At 26.4% G+C, this 20,231-nt stretch carries 7 protein-coding genes and 1 riboswitch; all 7 genes read right to left on the bottom strand.

All coding sequences use genetic code 4. From position 1 onward, the window contains the following. Nucleotides 1-160: 160 nt before the first annotated feature. The 7 genes from N9R85_RS01040 to N9R85_RS01010 are packed head-to-tail and all read right to left on the bottom strand — an operon-like array spanning nt 161 to nt 19,638. Complete coding sequence (locus N9R85_RS01040) at nt 161-1,495, bottom strand: ABC transporter ATP-binding protein (protein WP_262858225.1); 1,335 nt, start codon at nt 1,493-1,495, stop codon at nt 161-163. Then, a complete protein-coding gene (locus tag N9R85_RS01035; RefSeq protein WP_396888735.1) occupies nt 1,488-3,362 on the bottom strand; it encodes an oligopeptide/dipeptide ABC transporter ATP-binding protein in 1,875 nt (624 codons plus the stop codon). Before N9R85_RS01035 ends, N9R85_RS01040 begins: the two co-directional genes overlap by 8 nt. A 6-nt stretch (nt 3,363-3,368) precedes the next feature. Further along, nucleotides 3,369-4,346 (bottom strand): ABC transporter permease, encoded by a 978-nt coding sequence (locus N9R85_RS01030; RefSeq protein WP_262858224.1) that lies wholly within the window; start codon nt 4,344-4,346, stop codon nt 3,369-3,371. Nucleotides 4,347-4,351: 5 nt separating this feature from the next. Next, nucleotides 4,352-5,431 (bottom strand): ABC transporter permease, encoded by a 1,080-nt coding sequence (locus tag N9R85_RS01025; protein WP_262858223.1) that lies wholly within the window; start codon nt 5,429-5,431, stop codon nt 4,352-4,354. A 12-nt stretch (nt 5,432-5,443) separates the two neighbouring features. Beyond that, nucleotides 5,444-8,437 (bottom strand): ABC transporter substrate-binding protein, encoded by a 2,994-nt coding sequence (locus N9R85_RS01020; protein WP_262858222.1) that lies wholly within the window; start codon nt 8,435-8,437, stop codon nt 5,444-5,446. A 12-nt stretch (nt 8,438-8,449) separates the two neighbouring features. Further along, nucleotides 8,450-16,429 (bottom strand): PDxFFG protein, encoded by a 7,980-nt coding sequence (locus N9R85_RS01015; protein WP_262858221.1) that lies wholly within the window; start codon nt 16,427-16,429, stop codon nt 8,450-8,452. Nucleotides 16,430-16,446: 17 nt separating this feature from the next. Then, nucleotides 16,447-19,638 (bottom strand): hypothetical protein, encoded by a 3,192-nt coding sequence (locus N9R85_RS01010; RefSeq protein WP_262858220.1) that lies wholly within the window; start codon nt 19,636-19,638, stop codon nt 16,447-16,449. Between the two features lie 103 nt (nt 19,639-19,741). Continuing rightward, a riboswitch (Lysine riboswitch) is annotated at nt 19,742-19,908 on the bottom strand. Nucleotides 19,909-20,231: the final 323 nt, after the last annotated feature.

Here is a 20,231-nt window from a genome sequence, read left to right as displayed (position 1 = left end):
CTTTTGATATTGAAAACAAAGTAATAATATTGATTTTTTAAGTAAAATTTTAGATTTTTTTAGATCGTTAAGATATAATAAAAATACCAAGCACGAAAGTGTTGCACTTGATATTTCATTTTAGGAAAGCAAACTAACTTTTATGTTTAGTTTACTTTTTTTAATTCGATTTATTTTTTTTATTTCTATATTCTATTGCTTTTTGTTTAAAACCTTCAATTTCATTTTCGGAAGCTAAAACAAAGTGCTGTTCACCAACTTGAATTCATTTAGGTTGATTTTCCTCATCATAATTATGAATATTGGGATCATATGTTTCTCCAACTAAAGAACCTTTTTCTGCTTCGATAGATGGAACTGCATCAAGTAAACTTTGTGTGTAAGGATGATGCGGATTATGAACTATTGTTTTAGCAGGACCGACTTCTAAAAGAGTACCTTTATTCATAACAGCAATACGATCTGATATATATTCAACCATACGTAAATCGTGTGCTATAAATAAAATTGTTAAATCATACTTTTCTTTTAACTCTTTAAAAATATTTATAACTTGAGCTTGAATAGAAACGTCTAGTGCTGAAATAGGCTCATCAGCGATTAAAATTTGTGGTTTAAGAACAATTGCTCTACAAATACCAATACGTTGTTGTTGACCACCTGAAAATTCTAATGGATATCTCCCTAATACCGTTTCATCCAAACCTACTGAACTTAATATTTCTCTAATCAATAATGCCTTAGCTTCCTTTTCAGTAAGTTTACTAATTCTTTCTCTTTCAATGATATATTTATCTAAAAACTTATTCAAATAATTATTTTTTAGTTCTCTAACTTTTGAATAAAAATCTCCGTAAAAAGCTTGATAAGCTTTTTGTTCATCAATTGCTAATTCTTTATCTAATCATTTTTCATATTCACCAAAAAATTCTTTGTGGTGAATATTACATAATTCTCCATAAATCTCTTTTTTAACTCTACTGTCATAATTATAAATATAGATTTCTTTCGCATTTTTTGTATTAGTTAGACCTTCACCAATAATTGATTCAACATCTTTAAATGGATTTAAACTATTAGTAGGATCCTGGAATATCATTTGAACTTTATTGACCATAAAGTTAATAATATCTTTTCCTTTTTTAGATCACTTAAATACTTTATTTTTATTTTTAGGTATTACTCTATCTAATATTTTAATTTGTCCAAAACTATGAGGAGTTAAGCCAATAATTGCTTTACCAGCCGTTGTTTTACCAGAACCTGATTCACCGACTAAACCTAAAACCTCACCCTTGTAAATATTTAAATTGAAATCTTTAAGTGCATAAAAAGTTTTAGCACCGTGTCCATATGTAACGTCCATATTTCTTATTTCAAGAATTTTTTCTTTATCAACAGAATTTAGCATTTGATCAGTACCTTCTCTAATTACACGGTACTGTTTTTTGCCAAGTCAATTAGATTCAACATAATATTTTTTTTCTTTATTCATCTACTTGCTCCTGTTCACTTTCTTCTTGTTTTTTTATTAATTCAACAACTTGCTCATTATACACTTCTGTTTCTTTTAATTTTTTCAAATATTCATTGTGAGTTACAAAATAATTATCTCCATAAAGTTTTTCTAAACGGTTAAAATATCTTTTTCAAAGATTTTCAATAATTTTATGCGGACGATAAAACGGAGCTTCTTTATCTAATAAACTAGATTTTACATAGTGAGTATCTGATAAATAATAAAAGTCAGATTCTTCCTCTAGATCTTTTCCTAATGCATAATCGTTACGGATAGCAAATGCATCTCCTTGAATATCATTAAGTGAAGATGGAACCGCACCTTTGATAACACTTAAACGCTCGTCATTATTGTAATCAGGCATTGACGAAATTAAACCTCAAGTATATGGATGTTGTGGGTGCATTAAAATTTCTTCACGTGTACCAGATTCAATTATTTGACCAGCATACATAATGTTAATAAATTCAGAAATAGAAGCAACAACTCCTAAATCGTGAGTAATAAACACAATTGCAATTTTAAATTTTTCTTGTAATTCCCTTACTATATCTAAAACTAAAGCTTGAACTGTTGGATCGAGTGCTGTTGTAGGTTCGTCCATAACCAATATTTTAGGTTTTAAACTAACTATGGCTGCTATAGCAATACGTTGAATCATACCACCAGAAAGTTCGTGTGGATATAAATTCATTACTTTTTCAGGGTTATTAATTTTAGCTAATTTAAGATACTTAATAGCCTCTTCTATTGCTTCTTTTTTGGTTTTTGTAATACCATTAATTAACATTCCCTCAGTAATTTGTCTCCCGACTTTCATTGTAGGATCTAAAATTGACATAGGGTTTTGGAAAACTGCACTAACAATTCTTCCTCTTAATTTTGATTTTTCTCAATTAAATAGGTTGAAATTATGAACTTCTAAACCATATAATTTAACAGAACCCGATTCTATAATAGAATTATTTCCTGTAAGTCCATATAAAAGTGAAGTTATAACTGATTTACCTGAACCTGATTCACCAATAATTGCGTGTATTTTTCCTTCATAAACCTTAAGAGAAGGCCCTCTTAAAACTAAGTTTTTTTCGCTTGGATTCGCAGGGTTTTTAAATGTTAAATAAATATCTTCTATTTTGGCAGCAACTTTTAAATCTTGATCTAGTACATGTTCTGTTTTTGCGTTATCAATGTATTTTTGAAATTCCAAAGTTGGATTTTGTTTTTTTAATTTAGATAAATTCTTTAATTTATTAAAGATATTTGATCAAAAATCTACAATACCTCTTAAAAATGATTTATTTTTATCTTTTCTAACTTCTAATAAATTCTTGGGATGAGGTTTTGCAAGTTTTTTAATTATTTCAGGATAAAGTTTTGTATATGGAGCTTTATTCAATTCAAGATTAGAACTTAAATTAGTATTCATTGTTGAAGAATAATATTTAATTTTTTCTTGATAAGATAATGTTTTTCAATTATCTATATTTATGTTCTTTACATCTATATTTTTAATTGTCTTTTCTTCTAATTCCTGTTTTGGTTCTTGAATAGTAGTGTTTTGCTCTTTGTTATTTTCTGTTTCTAATTTTTCTTCTTGGATAATATTTTTTTCTTCGTTAATCTCTATGTTTTTTTCGTCTAATTTTTCTTGTACTTCGATATTTTCATCGTTATTTTCGTCTGCTTCTGCATAAATAGTATTTTCTACTTCTTCTTGATTTGTTTCAGTTACATATTCTACTACATCTTCATATTGTCTAATAAATATATAATCTATTTCTTTTTTAGATTTTTTTGTCTTAAACTTAGGTTTTTTATATCTTTTTGATTTTACTTTCATATTTTCCTATCTTTGTCTTAATAATGAATCTTGGACACTTGCAGATATTAACTGAATTGAAGTTGTAAGTAAAACAAGCATAGTAGACGGAATTAAAACATATCTTGGATATGCTGTAAATACTTTAGAACCTTCTGAAATTAAGTTTCCTAAAGTAGGTATATCAATACTTAATCCAATGAATGCTAAGGATGTTTCACTAAGAATAACACCAGGAATGTGGAACACTATTTCTGTAACTAAAAGTGGAACTACAACAGGCAAATAATTAAGAAGAATTTTATAAGTAGGTGTACCTAAAATGCTTGAAGCTGCGACTCATTCGAAATTTTTAGCTCTTAAAACTTGAGACCTCATTTGATTTGCGATACCTGTTCAGGATGTAAAAGTAAGAGCGAATACTATAACTCAGAATGTAGGTTTTCAAACTATTGTTATAACAATTAAAATAATTATTGACGGCACATTAGAAATAATTTTAATTATGTATGTCATAATGGTATCAAAAATTCTAAAGTGACCCATAGTTATACCTATCAATAGTCCAATAGCAACCTGAATAATTGTAGTAACTAAAGCAAGAGCAAGAGAATACCTTAACCCTCATCATAAACGACCAAATAGATCACGACCTAAATAATCTGTTCCAAAAATAGAACCATTTTCAAAAAAGTTTTCATATTTATTTTCTATATGTAAAGTTTCAGGATTTCTTGTGAAAAAAGGAATTATAAGCGAACTAATAACGATTGTTAGAAATAATATTAGACCAAATACACCTGCATAACTTCTAGAATATCTATAAAATAATTCTGATCATTTATTTTGTTGTTTTTTAATATTTTTAGATTCATGGTATTCAAGTAAATTACCAATTAACTCTCATTTTTTATAATTAAGCGGTTGGATAAAGCGATTTGGAGCTAAATCTTTACCGTGTTCATTATTCGGTGACACATGTTGTTTTTTTGTTTTAAAAATCATTTTTCCTACTTTCTTCTTCTTACACGTGGATCAATTAATTTATAAAGTGCGTCACGAGTTGTATATGAGAGAATTGTTAATAATGAGAATACTGTAACCATGAATAAGATGATGTTGTAATCTTTTGAAGTAATAGCATTAAGTAATAAACCACCAGAACCTGTAATAAAGAATATTTGTTCAACAAACAAACTACCGATAAAACTACCAAAAATAACTACAGGGAAAAATGTTGCGATTGGGAATAATGACGGTTTAAGAGCGTGTGTTCATACAAATCTTGATTTTGATAGTCCTTTTAAATAACAAAACTTAGCATGTTGTGAGTTTAGCTCACGATTTAATTCTGTTCTAATATATTTAATATAAACAATAATTGAACCCAATGATAGTGCTAAACCAGGTAATATATAAGTTGTAATATCGGTTTCTACATATAAATAAGGTATATTAATGATACGACCTAATAATAATAGTCATAAGGCAAAAACTAATGATGGGATTGATGAGAAAATTGAAACAACCACAGTAGCAATATGATCAGGTAATTTATCAGGATTCATACCAACATAAACCCCAATTGGTATTCCAATAACTAAAGTTAACATAACCGAAAATATTCCGATTAAGAAAGATTTGTAAAATCTTACTCAAACAAAATCATTAATATTTTGTCCCGGAAATACTGAATATGAAATTCCAAAATTACCATGGAACAAGTTTTGTAAATAAATTAAATACCTTTGAAATAGCGGTTTATCCAAACCATATTGTGCTTCAATCGCTTTTTTTGACGCTTCATCTAATCCTGATGTTAAGGTTGTAGAACCAGGTATTGAGTTGATTAAGAAGAATGTAATTGTTACAACTATTCAAGCTATAGTAAAGAATTCAAAAGCCATAATAAAAAGTCTTCTTAATGCTCTAACTAAACTTGATTGAGTATTAAAAACTTCATTTACAAGTGATGTTTTTGGTTTAATTTTATTTGCAAAGTCAACAAATGAATTATTATTAATTAATTTTTTATCTTTAAAATTCAGTTCATTTTCCGTTACAAAATTATTTGTATTTTTTATTTTCATCTATTTTTCTCCTTATTTAATTATAGTTGGTAAATTAGCAACAGGTGGGTTAAGAACATCATAAGCATATTGTAATGAATATGAATATAATCCACTAACTCCATTAACTCTTGTAACTTCTCAATATGTATCTACTTCCATAAGTGGGATAACAGGCGCTGTTTCACGCACTATTTTTTCAAAACCTGCAATTACAGCAAAAGCAATAACCTCAGTTCATCCTTCTTCTTTTTCTTTTTCAGTAAACTGACTTGTAAAGAATCTTAAATAACGTTGAGTATAATCATTTAAACTTTCATCGTTGTACATAACTGAAAGATCGACTATTTTTTCTCAAACATTTGGACTTTTTGGCTTATTCGGTGCTTCTTCACCACCTAAAATTCTCAATCTTTGCTTAAGATCTTCTATCTTAACTTTGTCTTCTTCATTTTTGATAACTAAATTATTATTTTCATCTCTTGAATAACCTAAACCTTTAAAATAATCATTATAAATTCAACTTCCAACAGGATTATTTCTAAAACCGGTTGTTTTTTGTTGACTTGAATTTATTTCATCTGGTTTTAGGAAAACTCTTATGTAAGAATAAATATCACTTCCAAAGGTATCAAAATTACGATAAATTAAATCAAATTTACCTGTAGTTCTTCAATCTTCATAAACATTTTCTGGTAAGTTTTTAATATCGATTTCAATAAAATCACCAAAGGCTTTTTGCATAAAATCTTTAAGTGCTAAACCAGCATTTTTTTGTTCATCTGTAGAATTAGAAATAAATCTTAAAGTAACATGATTTACACCTGGATGTTTTTCTTTAAATTTATTTATATATGCTCTAGCAACATCTAAATGGTAACCTTTGTCGGTTCTATCAACTGTCTCAAATTTCATAGCTTTTGAAATATGATCAATGTGTGTATAGTTTTGAACAGGAATTGGTATTCCTCAATTGTTTTTATCTGCTTGTTCTTTAGATTTTTTAAATACTGTTTGGTTTAAATAATTCGATGAATCACTTTGATCTTGAGGATATGTTCCGTATTTTGCATACATATAATCATGTTCAAAACCAGCCTCTACAGCATCCCCAAAACTTGAAGAAGCTTGACCGAATGCAGTTCATGTTATAACAGGGAATGAGGTATTTCATCCAACTATATTTAACATTTCATTTCTATCAACGGCATAATAAATAGCATTTCTTAAATCTTGATCATTAACAAAAGAATCTTTATTAGTTTCCTTATCTAAATTAAATCCAAGAGCAATAGTACCAAAACCATTTGATTTATTCATGTATTTTCTTGTAGCTAAATTTGATCAATAATCTCATTGTAAAACCGATGGAATTCTTGTTGCTGAAATATACCCATCTTCAAACATAGCAGAATTAATATTTGGCTCATTTGAAAAGAATATTTTAATTCTATCACTTATTGTTTTAGAAGCAGAATAATACTGATTATTCTTAGTAAGCAACACATAACCTTGTGGACCTAAAACAAGATCATCAATGTTAAATGGACCATTAGTTAAAAAGTTTTCTTTTTTAAGTCCAAATTCTTTAATCCCACCTATTGACTCTATAAATAATCTGTTAACAGGGATTAATTCACCTTCTAAATCACGATATGCACTATTAATACTTGAAGGTTCATATTCGTCATAACCGATTCTTAAAGTATACTCATCAAGACCTAAAAGTCTATTTTTAAAATATTTTTTAGGGTTAAGTTGTCTAACAAAATCATTATCAAGTGTTGTTTGTCCGTTAGAAACTAAATTTTTATATAATTTATTAATTTTTTCAATATATTCATTTTTAGTTTCTTCAGAATACTTTAAATCACCCATTTTATGTTTTAAACTTCTTGATTCTTTTAATAATGATTTAAAATCATCAGAAACAGTTTGCTTAGGATCGAAATATAAATACTTTCTAATTCTTTTTGGTAATCTTTGTGGTATGGTTTCTAATTCTTTTTCAGTATGAAGTTTTAGTGAATATTCTGGATTAGGTAACATAATTAATGTATCTTCTGCTTCAAAATCAAAATCAGGAGAATAAGGAATAGCACTTAAAATTGTTTTATTATCATAATTTCAGTACATTCTACCAGAATATAAACCTAACGCTAAAGCGTTATTTTTAATTTTTAAAACTTCTTCATCATCTCCTATATTTTGCGATGCTCAAGGTTGATAATCAGGATTAAATACATCATATTCTCATTTACCATTAACCTCTATAACTGGAGGGTAAGCAAAAGGATTTTTAAAGGCAACATTATGTTTTTGAATATATTCTTGTTGAGCTTGCATTAATTCATTTGCATTTTGGAATTTACGTTGTAATGTAGATGTTATTCTTTGAGAACCTGTTTCTAAATCTAAAATATAATGGATTCCGTCGATATAATCATCTGCAGTAACAGAATCACCGTTACTTCACTTACTTTGTCCGTCATTTAAAAATATGTTTGATGTTAAAAATTTATTATTTGTAGTAATAATTGAATTTACTGAATAATATTCTGTTTGGTCAGTATTTATTGTTCCAGGAGCAGATCCAAAATTATCTAAAGAATAAAACATTCCTGAATTTTCTGGATTTGGATTCTCCTTTAAAAACGTATCAACTGTACCATCTTCAGATTGATATAACCCTCAGTTCATTCTTGGTATATTAGCGATTCTTTTAATAGCTTCATTAGGTCCAGATTTAATTGGTGATTCAACTAATGAAGGTAATATTTTATTAACAGAAGGGTACTTAATGTAATTTAAAGAGTTAATTGGATTAGCTGCAAGTCCTAAATTATAGTCTTTTACAGAATTTAATACACTTGCATTAAGTCTAACTTTTTCATTTTCATTCTTAAGACCGTTAACTTCTTTGTCTCCTTCTTTAGTTGAAGATTGCGAACAAGCAACACCAACAAGAGGAATTGAAAAAGAACTAATTGCTAATAAAAATGTTTTTATTTTTTTTCTTGATTTCATCTTTCTCCTTTTTTATTTAGTTCCATTAAATTGAACTCCAACTTTGAATACAGGTACTTTTTTACCATCAATTTCTTTTAAGTAAATTGATGTAGGTGCTTGTGAAAATGTCTTACCATTTTCTGAAATACTTTCCGCTGTACCTAAATCTATTTCTAATGTTTTTGTTCCTCTAGAATTATCTGAAAAGTAAATTTTATATTCATGATTTGGTGTTAATAATTTGTTTGAATAATTAGACATGATTGCATAATCACTTACTCATGCAGTAAACCCTTGTCCTTGATGATGACCATTTGAATCAGTATAATTATATCTTTCATCAGCTAATCAATGACGTGAAGTTGGATCGTTTTCATTATTAACATTTTGTGTTTTGTAATAAAACATATTACTACTGTTCTTTTTGTTAATTTTAACTGTTTTAATTTCTTTTGTTTCTAAATCTTCAAATACTAAATAATCAGCTTTATTTATATCTTCATTATTTAGATAACCAAACATAGCTATTGCATCTTTATCGGTGTTTCTTCAAATATTAGAAACATTACGTTTTCCAACACCTTGAGATTGAATATAGTATTCTCAATAAGCTTTAGCCCTATCTGCTACAACATTACCTTCTAAATCAGTAATACGTATTGTATCATCTTGAATTGAGTTACCTTCATCATCATAAAGTCTAAAATTAATAAAATCTCTATATCAACGATCTTTAAACCAACCATTATTAATTGATTGGAAACGTCCTAAATATAATGGAGATTTATTTTGATCATCAGAGAAATTATCGTTTGATGCTAAATCACTTGGTGAATATGATGTACCTATTTTTTCTGATCTATATTTATCTTCATTATCGTTTTTTTGTTCAAATTCAACAATTGTATTTTGAACAGTTTCTTTTTCTTCGCCTTTAAACTTAAACATTAAATCTCTTCATTTAGCTGTATATGAACCATCTAAAACATATTCTAAACCTGTGTTTGATTCATTTAACCCTGATAAAAAGCTTGGTAAGTTTCTATATTCATCTTGAGAAGGTGAATATGTTATTTGTAAGTTATCACGGTTGATTGTTTCAGCAAATGAATATGTATAATCTGAGAATAATTCATTAAATTTACGTTCTGTTTTTGTTTTGAAGTAAGCTTCAACATCAGAAGTTGGTTTAATTTTTTTGGTTTTTCCTCTTGCAAATGATAATAATATATCTTTAAATTGGAATTTTGAAAGTCTTAAATTGTATAAAAGCTGAGTTGTATACATTTGAATTTTATCGTCTAAAATTAAATCATCAAATAATGAAAATTGGTCTAAGCCAACCTGATTTTCATCCGCAAAACTTTGATATGTGTCAAAGAATTTTTTAACAGAAATTGATCATTGATCAGTTTCTCTTGCTTTGTCGCTTACAACAACACCGTCTGATTTAAATAAACCGTATCCTAAATCTTTATCAAAAATTCAACCGTATCTTAATTCATTTTCCTTACTTTCATTGATTTTATCTCTTATTTGTTTAAATGTATGATCTCTTGTAAATAAGTTTAATGATGAATTAGTGAATCTTTTCATTATTTCATTAGCATATTGTTGTTCATTATTGCTTTCTATTAATTTATTATAGTAAGCTTTTTCTTCAGAAGTTAAATTTTCTTCTTTAGCTAAAGCTATTTTTAATTCTCTTGCAAATTTAGGAATATCAAATCTAGCTTTAACATAGTCTAAATCTCAATTTACAACATTATTTTCAACATCTAAAATTGCTTTTGTTGTATCAACACTCGTGAAAGCAAGGAATGTATCAAAATCATTAAATTGAATATCGAAACCATAATTTTTGATTCCGTTAGTACCTGTTACATAGTAACTATTAAATAGATTGTTTTCAATATCTTTAGCAACAATTCCTTGATTAATTTTTAATGTACGAAATTCAGCAAAATTAGGAAGAGTTGGGTTTATAGTATTTTTTGAAACTACATCACCGCTTCCGTTAATCATTAAGAAACTATTATTTGCAACATCACGTCCGATAAATTTAGCAACAAAAGGACTCATTCAATCCATGAATTGTTTTTGTTCTAATTGTTTTAAAATATCAGCACTTAATTGTCCATCTAGAAAACCAGTTGTAAAAATTTGTTTTAAATTAACGTTTGGTAAATATTGTTCATTTTCGCTTAATCACAATACATGTTTACCACCGGCAGAAAGAGTTTCGTAAGTACCCCCTGTACCTAAATATAATTCAAGTATTACATCAACAAATGATGAATCTGCTTTTGATTTTTCAGAATATGGATTTAAATAAAATTCTTCTTGAACTAATGGGTTTTTGATAATATTGTTTTTATTAATTTTTGCGAATCTATCATAAAGAACTTCTCCATCTTCTCCATAATATTTAGCAATAAAGTAAGCTGCATTTATTCCGCCATCACTACGTTTTCTTGATTTTACGTTATCTAAATACGGTAATAATAATGTTTTATTGTAATTTGGACCAAGTTCTGTGAATAAAGTTCCTAAAAGTGGGAATTCAACACTAGTTTTTGGTTCTAACGAAGTGTTAGATGTATTCGAATCTCACCCATTAATTGAGTAATTATCTACAATAAGTGATTTAATTGTATCTTCAGCATCTTTAATTTGTTTGTTTACATATTGTAGTGTTATATTAACGTTTGTATTTGTTCCTTGTTTACCAATTTGATAAAAAGGGTTATTTTCGGCGGATGTAAAATCAATGCCTAAAGGAACATTTATAATAGGAGTTTTGTCTTTATTAAAGATTAAAACTTTATCTATCTTAATAAATTCACCCTTATCATTTCTTTCGCCTTCAACAATTTTAGGTAATATTTCTCCATTATATTCATAAAAATCTATTAAATTACCCATACCATCTTTAGCTTTACCTTTAAGCATATCTAAAGACGCTTTTTTAAATCTTCAAACTCCATCTACATCTTGAACCATATATTTTACAGGATATTGTTCATCTGAATTTTTTGATGGGTTAAGTGTACCTGAGTTTTGATCTAATGTATTCATCAATCATAGGTCAGAAACATTTAATCATTTTTTATCTTCTGCAGAAGTTAATCCGTTTTGTTCTCTACGTGATTCAGTTGCCTTAAGAAGACCTTCGTATGTTTGTAAAAATCTACGATTGTTATTTAATAACGCTTCTTTTAGGTTTTCATTACCAACTTTATTCCCTCAAACATTTTCAGGTTTTTCAACTGTTGACTCATCATTAATAATTTCGTTATTTTCTTTTTTAGGTAAATTAAATAATAAGTATTCTCCATCATTTTCTTCAGAAACAATATTAGGTTGATTTAGAAGTGGTGAAGAATTTAAACTTAAATGAGTTCTAGCTTTTAAGTATAAATCAATAACATCTCTTTTGTAATAATTTTGTATATTAGGTGTTGAACCAGGTGTTAATGCAGAACCAAAAATTGGTTTGTTACCTTTATCACCTAAATCTTGTGCTGAATTTAAAGTCATATGGTGACCATATTCATGGGCAGCAACAAATTTAAGAAAATCAGCTGCAAGCCCTTTGTAATTTTTGTTATTCATTGCAATTAATGATCAAATACCAACACGTGAATCCGGATTTAATCCAAAATATTTTCCGTTTTCTAAAACATATTCAAATTCACCTTCAGAATTTAATTTTCTTACTAAATGCTCTCCTTCAAGAGTTTCAGTTGCTCAAGGAACTTTTTTAACTAGCGAACTAGCAAAACCGTCATAAGCTTCTACATAAACACTATATGTAGAAACATTTTTAACACCTTCTGGTGTACTAATATTTTTGCTTCCTTCTTCTTTAATTGCGAATGGTTGCACTACTGATTTATATTCAATGACATTAAATAAATCTTTTACTTGATCAAGGATATCACCATTTTCTTTTTCATCAATATTTGCATCTACATTAAACTTAACAAATCTAGTATTTAAATAACTTTCAAAATCATTTCCTTCATTATTAACATATTCTTTAAGTGTTAGATAAAGTTTTGTCCCTTTTTTCTCTACTTTATTTAGTTTTACATTGAAAATATTATTTTCACTAAACTCTACTAAATTGGTCTCTGGTGTTATAATTCCAGCTTTAGTTAATTTTTGGATTAAGTCAATTTTAGAATTTGAAACATATAAAGGGTTTTCTTTTGAAATTGTTAATCCTTCAGAATTATTCATAGCTTCTAATCATACTTTTGAAGCAATATCTCTATTAATTATTTTCTTTGCGTTCTCAAAGGTTTGATCCATTACTGTTTTATATTTTGATTCAATTTCATTAAATGCATCAAAACTTAATTTTAATTGATCTGCGTAATCGGAACTTTTACGTGTGAAAGCTTCTGCTGAATCGTAAGTTTTATCTCTAAGTTTTGTATATTCTGTTACATCTGTATTAAATCTATCTATTTGAGTTTTAAATTGTTCTCAAGCGGCAGGATTTTCTTCTTCGAAATCATATTCCATTTCCCCACCTTCTTCAAAATCTTCATTATCTCAATGTTCACTTAAAATATCATATGCTCCATTTGCAATTTTTCCAAAACTTGAATCTTCATCCATTTCTGCTTGAGACGCCAATTCTTTATAATACTCTGCAAAAACTTCGTATTTTTGCTTCATTTCTTTTAATTGTGCAATTTTTTCAGTATCTTTTTCTTCCTTAGAACTTAATTCATTTATTTCATTTTCAAGTTCATCAATTTTTTCTGTATAATCTTCAACTAATTTGTTATTAGTTTCATATAAATTGAATCTATATTCTATTATTGGTTTAAAAATTGCCGCTATCCATTTAATACGTTGTTCTTTAGTATCGTTTTCACCACGAAAACCTAAACTCATAAAAACTGGATTAGAAATAATAGAAAAGTATCTTTTAATTAAATCATCAAAATTATTTAATCCAAATTCTTGTTCTAATCTTCTTAAATAATTTAAAGAATCTTTAAAATCACTTAATATTGTTTGAAGATTTTTATCCGAATTAGCTAAACTAATATTAAAACTATCTATAGCATCTATACTTTCAGAAATTAAATCATTCATATATTGATTAGCAGTAGGATCTAATAAATCAGCATCAGCTATTTTATTAATTATATTATTTAATGAAACTTTAAATTTTTCTGAAACAAGTTTATGATATGAATCGAATTCTGGTTTTAAACTCCCAGTGATTTCAGTAGCTTCAGTATAAATTCTCACAAAATCTTTTAATTTTTCGCTAACTTTCGCTTTGAAGAAAACTAATTTTTCTTGTATTTCTTGTCTTAATGAATCTGAATTGTCTAAAATAGACATAAAATCATCTTTATATTCTGATAAATCATCATTTTCTAGTAATGATTTTTCAATTTCTTTATAGAATACTCTAGATCCATTTTCTTCTGCTTCTGATAAACTTTTTAAAGTCATAACTACAACATAATTACGAATATTTTGTTTATATTCTTTAGAAAGGTCATCTAGTTGATCTTTTGTATTTTTGAATTCTTCTAATAAATTAGAGTAATTTGAATTATTTAAACTATTATCAATTTGAGTTGATTTATTTTTTAACTCTTCGTCGTTTAAAAATTCATCTTTAACTTTTAAAGTATCACTTAATTTTTTATTTATTTCTGTAATAGCTTTTTGCTTAAATTCTTCTTGTTTTTCAGTTGTAGTGTAAGGATCTGAAATAGAATTAATTTTTGGTGCATATACATAAAAATCACTTCTTTCAGAACGACCAGTAGCTTCTTTATCCGCTTTTGTTCTTAAAAATCCATCAATATTGTAATACTCTCTTCAATTAATTTGAGTATCATCAGACAACTTATTAAGTTCGTCAACTGCTATTAATTGTGTTGGTATATAACCTAAGTCAATAGAATATAGAACATAACGATCTGATTCTGGTTTTAACTCAGCAAAAACATTACCGTTTAAAACTTCGCTATATAAGTTAAATAATGGTCTATTTTGAACAATAAAATCATGCACTAATTTAACATAGTCAAATTTTTGTTGAATAGTAGAATTGTTGTAATCTATCTCTTTTTGTTCAACTTCATTTAATTTATCTAATAATTTTTTCAAATTAATTACAGTTTCAAATTTTTCTGACTCTAATCCCGCTTTAATTAAAGCTTCTTCTAATAATCTTTTTTGTTCTTCTAAATTAATTTCTCTTTTTCTTGCAACTAAGTCAGAAATATTTTTATGAGCTTGTTTTAATTGCTCATCTGTAGGAATTAATTGCGTATATTCATCAATTTTAGCTTGAGATCTATTTACTGCGTCTAAATAATCAGAAATTTGCAATTGTAAATCTTCAATTTCTTTATTTAATTTATAAATTTTAAAGCTTATTTCTTTTAATTCTTCTTCATCTTCTTTTTCTTTTAGTTCTTCTTTATGTTTTAAAATTTCAGAATTTTTAATTTCTACTTGCTCATTCAATTCATTAACTTTAGCTTGATTGGTTTTTTTGTTTTCTTCATACGCAGCTAAAATGTCTTTAAATTCTTTTTTACTTTTTTGAACAACATCATTATTTTTAACGATCTCTTCATCAATCTCTTTTAATGATTGTTGAGATTGTATATATTTATCAATGTTATCAAACACTTGTTGATCTAATGATTCATTTTTTAAAATAAATTGATCATATAATGCTCTAATATCAGATGATAAATTACCAAAATTAATACGATTATGATCTATACCTTGTTCAATACTTTCTACTGTTTCAGGAACTGCATATTGCTCATCACCTTTATCATCTATATATTTGTATTCGGCATCATTAATAGCGTTAAATAAAGCAATCGATTTACCATCATCAAAGAAAATTCTTAAATATTTATCTGAATAACCATGCTCAATACCTTCATTATAGAAATCATATTTAATATTAATAATTGTTTTTTCTTCAAAAGTAAATTTATCTAAATCATTTAAAGTATTAAATTTATCTAAATTTGAATACTGTTTAGCATATTCGCTAAATTTAGCTTTAGCTTCTTCGATGTTTTTAGCATAAACAATTGATAAATAATCTGAAGGTATATTAATTCTTGATTTTTCAATAGAACTAAATGAATTTTCTTTTATTGATTCAGGTAAAGAACCTGAAACAACAAAAACTTTTTTATTCTTTAAAGAACGAACGTCACTAATTTTTCTAAATGAAAAACGACGAAGTGTTTCTAATGATGTATTTGAAAATGAATTATATTTTGTAACATTTGATAAGAATTTTTGAACTTCTTCGTAACTTCATAATTTTTTATTAATTTTATACAATAAAGAATCTGAAGCATTTCCGGCACCACTAAGAGTACTATGTAATGGTATAGACCCAAAAAATGCATCAGGATAAAACTTAATTTGTGTATATTCTTTGTTTTCATTTGAGTGAGCCCCTAAAGTAATACTATTACCATGCTGTTCAACACCTTTAACAATTGAAAATTCTTTAAGTGTTATTATTTCAGGACCTCATGAAACATTTTTCATGAATCATTGCGTAAAATTGTAAAAATCAATGGCATTAACAGCTTCTAGATATTCATTATAAAAGTCAAAATTACCATATCTTATATTTAAAAACGGCAATGAATGATTTTCTTCGAAATAATCATTTAAAAATTTATCGTAATCAACTCAATTACCATTAACTAAAACTTCACCATTTGCCCCTCTTAATGGATCAAATTCAGCAATTAATGTTGCTTTATCAGTAGTAACAAAAGATACTTTTGCTTTGCTAACTTCAACAAATTCATTTCTTAATTCATTTTTTTCAACACCTTTTTCGGCTTGTTGATTAACTGAATTATATTTAAGTAAAGAAATTGTTGTTGCAGTTGCAGCAAAAATAAGAGCAGCTGAAATTACATATTTAGGTCAAACTGAAGCTCTTCAATTGAACTTTTTTCTTTTTTTGTTTTTCATATTTCCTTTCGTAAATATTATTTAATATATTTTTCATGTATTTCTGTCATTATATCGCTAACAGCAGCGGTTTTTGCATAGTAACTTAATAAGTCACTTAATAAGAAGTTACTTGAAGTATCATATTGATCATAAATTAATAAATCAACACCAAATCTAATATAAGAATTAGATAAGAAAACATCCATTTCTGATAATTTATTTAAAAATGAATAATATATTTGTCTCTTTTCAAATAAATCATTTTTTAGATCAACATTATTGTTTTCGTTATTAAATAAAAATTCGTATAAACTTTTTGCATAATTTGTTTCAATTTCTTTAAACTTATCGTAAATAACTTTTGGTGTTATTTGATCTACACCTTCAAAAAATTCATTTTGATGATCATTGTTTTCATTATTATCTTCAACATTAACATCAAAACTTTCTAATGTTCCGTCCACATTTGATATTAAATTGTATCCTTCACCCTTCGAAACATTTGAAATTTCTTTATTTAAATAATTTGCCATTTCTTTATCATGATATGTGTCGTTTCCTTGAGGATCAACATGTAATTGAATTTTGTCATATTCTGGCTTAACATTATTTTTTCAGTAACGAAGCAGAACTACAACTTCTTGAGCAGCCAAAATTTTAGATAACGAAGGAATTGATTCTTTTTTTCTTTGGCTTCTTTCTATTGTTCTATCGTAACTTTCAAGTGTTTCTTTTAAAACCTCCACTATTGGAGGGATTCCATCTGATAAATCACCAACTTTATCATATTTATCTTTAGAATATTCTTTTAATTCTTTTAGTAGTTCACTCTCAAAATTATCGTTATTAACACCTTCTTTAGCTGATTCTATTTTTCTGTTAAATTCATCTAAAGTATTTTTTAATTCATCTCTTATTTCTCCTACCAAGGATTCATAAAGTTCATTTCAAGGTTTTTCGCTTTCAAAAATATGTTCTAATTCATTGATATATATATTAACTAGAGATGCTTTCGATTCTAAATCTTTTTGAATTCTTTCTTTATCAACTGATTCTAAATCAATATTTTTGAAAAAACCAAATAAAGATTTTATATCTAAAAATATTTTTATTTGTGAATCATATGTTGAACCTTCTAAATCATACGCTTCAGATGATAATTTTTCATTAAACTCTCCAACTAAAGATTTTTCTTCTATTTGATTTTCGTTACTTGTTCCTTCTAAATTACCAACAAATAATTTTATAAATTTATTTGATTGATTTTTTATTTCGATCATTTTTTGATTTAAAACATCATTATTTTCAGATTCATTATCATTATTTATTAAACTAACAGCAACACCTATTAATTCTTTAATATTTGTTAAAGAAGTTATCAACTTATTAGAATTTGATTCTCCATACATATAACCTCAGTCACTTATAATGTCATTATTTTCATTCTTAGTTGATTGAAGTTTTTCGATAAATGTATCAATTACTGGAACTAATTTTTCATTAACATCATTAAGTTTATCTTGAACATTTTCTTTATCGGAATTTGAAACGTATTCAATATCAAAGTTTTTTAATAATTCCTTTTGTTCATTGAAGTTATTTGTATCTCTTTCTTTGTTTAAAGTAGCTTGTCTTATAGATTTATCATATTTAGCAGAATTATTCAATCTTAACAAATTGTTTAATTCTTCATTTTCAAGATCATCACCTGTTTTTTTGTAAAAATCAATAATTTTTTTAGAAATCTCTACTTCTCTTTTTGTAACTTGATATTTAACATACCTTAAAAATGATTCTTGGAAAGTGTTTGTGCTCATTGATTTTATTTGATCCATTAATCTCGAATATTTAGTATAAAAATCTTTGTATAAATAAACTGTTTTCTTTTCATTACCTGTTGATAGAGGTTTGAATTCAGTATCAAAAACTTTATAAAAACTACCATCGCGGTTTTTATCAAATTCTTGACTAACCTCATTATCATAATCTTGCTTTTCTTTTGTGTTATCTACTAAGTATCCATCTAACAATACCGCTTTTGCATCGTTAACAAATTTATTTAAATCTTCTCAAACATTAAATTCGTTAAAGTAGGTTAAATTATTTGGTAATAAAAGAACATTTATTCTATCAATTATTGATTTAACAGAATTGTATAATTTATCATATCTAACTGAGTTGATATATGTTCTAACATTAGAATCAATTCATTGTTTATAAATACCTTGTAATTCAAGCACTTTGGCTTTAGCTTCTGATATAAATTTAGGATCAGTTATTTGTTTATAAACAGGGAATAATGAAACTCTAAATTCGCTATCGCTAATTTTTAATGAAGGTAATAAACTACGCATATTTGGTGATGAAAAATCAATAAATTTATTTGCTACACCATCATCACCATCTTGTTCAAGATTATATCAAAATGAAATTTGGTGTTGAAGTAATGATGATTCATCAATTGCTTGTTGATATTTTTCTACATAAGATTGAAGTCTATCTAATAATTCTTGTTTGTTTTCGTAAGTACCTTGAGGTTTTGAATTAACAATACTAATAATTCTATTTAAGTCATTAATTCTTCATTGAAACAATAGATCCATTTCTTCTGATCTAGGTGTATATACAGTTATAGGATTAATTGTATCATCAATATATTCATAAATTAATTTACTTCTACTTAAAAGGTGAAATACTGTACTTTCTCAAGTTCATAAATTAGCAAAATCTTCTTCTGTTGTAGCAACATCTGCATTTGTGCTAACTATACTTGCTACTATTTGATCTAATAAATTTTTCTCCTTATTATAAGTTTCTGGTTTTTGTTCTTTAAGAGCAGTAGTAAAATCAGAAATTATAAAATTACTAATTTGGTTGTATAAATTTCTTATTGATAATCCGTTTCTTTCAATTACGGTTCCGCTCATAACTTGAATTTTTCTAGTTAATTCATCTATTTTTCCAGATAATTCAACTAACTCACTATTTTTAGAATCTTTTTCTGTTACAGATTCGCTCAATTCATTTTTTAATTTTGAAATTTCATCATCTTTTGCTTTTGAATTATTTTCATTTTGTTTTCTATACTTTTTATATTCTAATTGCAACTTTTTATAATCATCGCTATTTTTTGAATTTGAATTAGGATTAGAACAAGAAGCTAAAGATACTAATCCGGCTGATGTTAATGTTAAACTTATTGTTTTTAATCAAAATTTTCTTTTCATTTTTATCTCCCTTTAATAAACAAACAAAAAAAGCTTCATATGCTATATAACATACAAAGACTTTTTAAATATCATAATATATTGAATAATATCAAAAGAAATGTATATCTATAGCGCCAATGGTTAAACCAAAGAGTAGAAATCTTTTATGCTTTTCTACCAGCAAAAGTAATCGTCATTACTTAAGCTTCGGCTATTGAATCCTTTCATTAATTTCTTCGTTTACCAACTCAATTAATTACTAATATTAACAGCACCTCTATAGACACAATAGATTTCAATACAATCATTAAAATCCATTATGTATAGTTCAACAATACAAAGTGAATTTTATGACTAAATTAAATAGATTTAATCCGGGTAAATCTATTTCTAGTAATCATAAACATATTAGAGTAATGTTGATTTGCTTTTTTCATATTTTTATTATATATTAAAAAAATAAAAAATAAAATAAAAATTGTTTTTTACTTTAAAAAGTATATAATTGCTGTTTTTTTACGTATTAAAGTAATTTCCGAACCCATAATATAAACTGCAAATATTTAATAAATTTAATAAATTAAAAAATCAAGTTAAACCCTGATTTTTTA

Source organism: Mycoplasma sp. CSL7503-lung, from assembly GCF_025515455.1.
Classification (GTDB): Bacteria; Bacillota_I; Bacilli_A; order Mycoplasmatales; family Metamycoplasmataceae; genus Mycoplasmopsis.
Note: the sequence above shows the minus strand (reverse complement) of the source record. Positions and strands in the feature narration are given on the sequence as shown.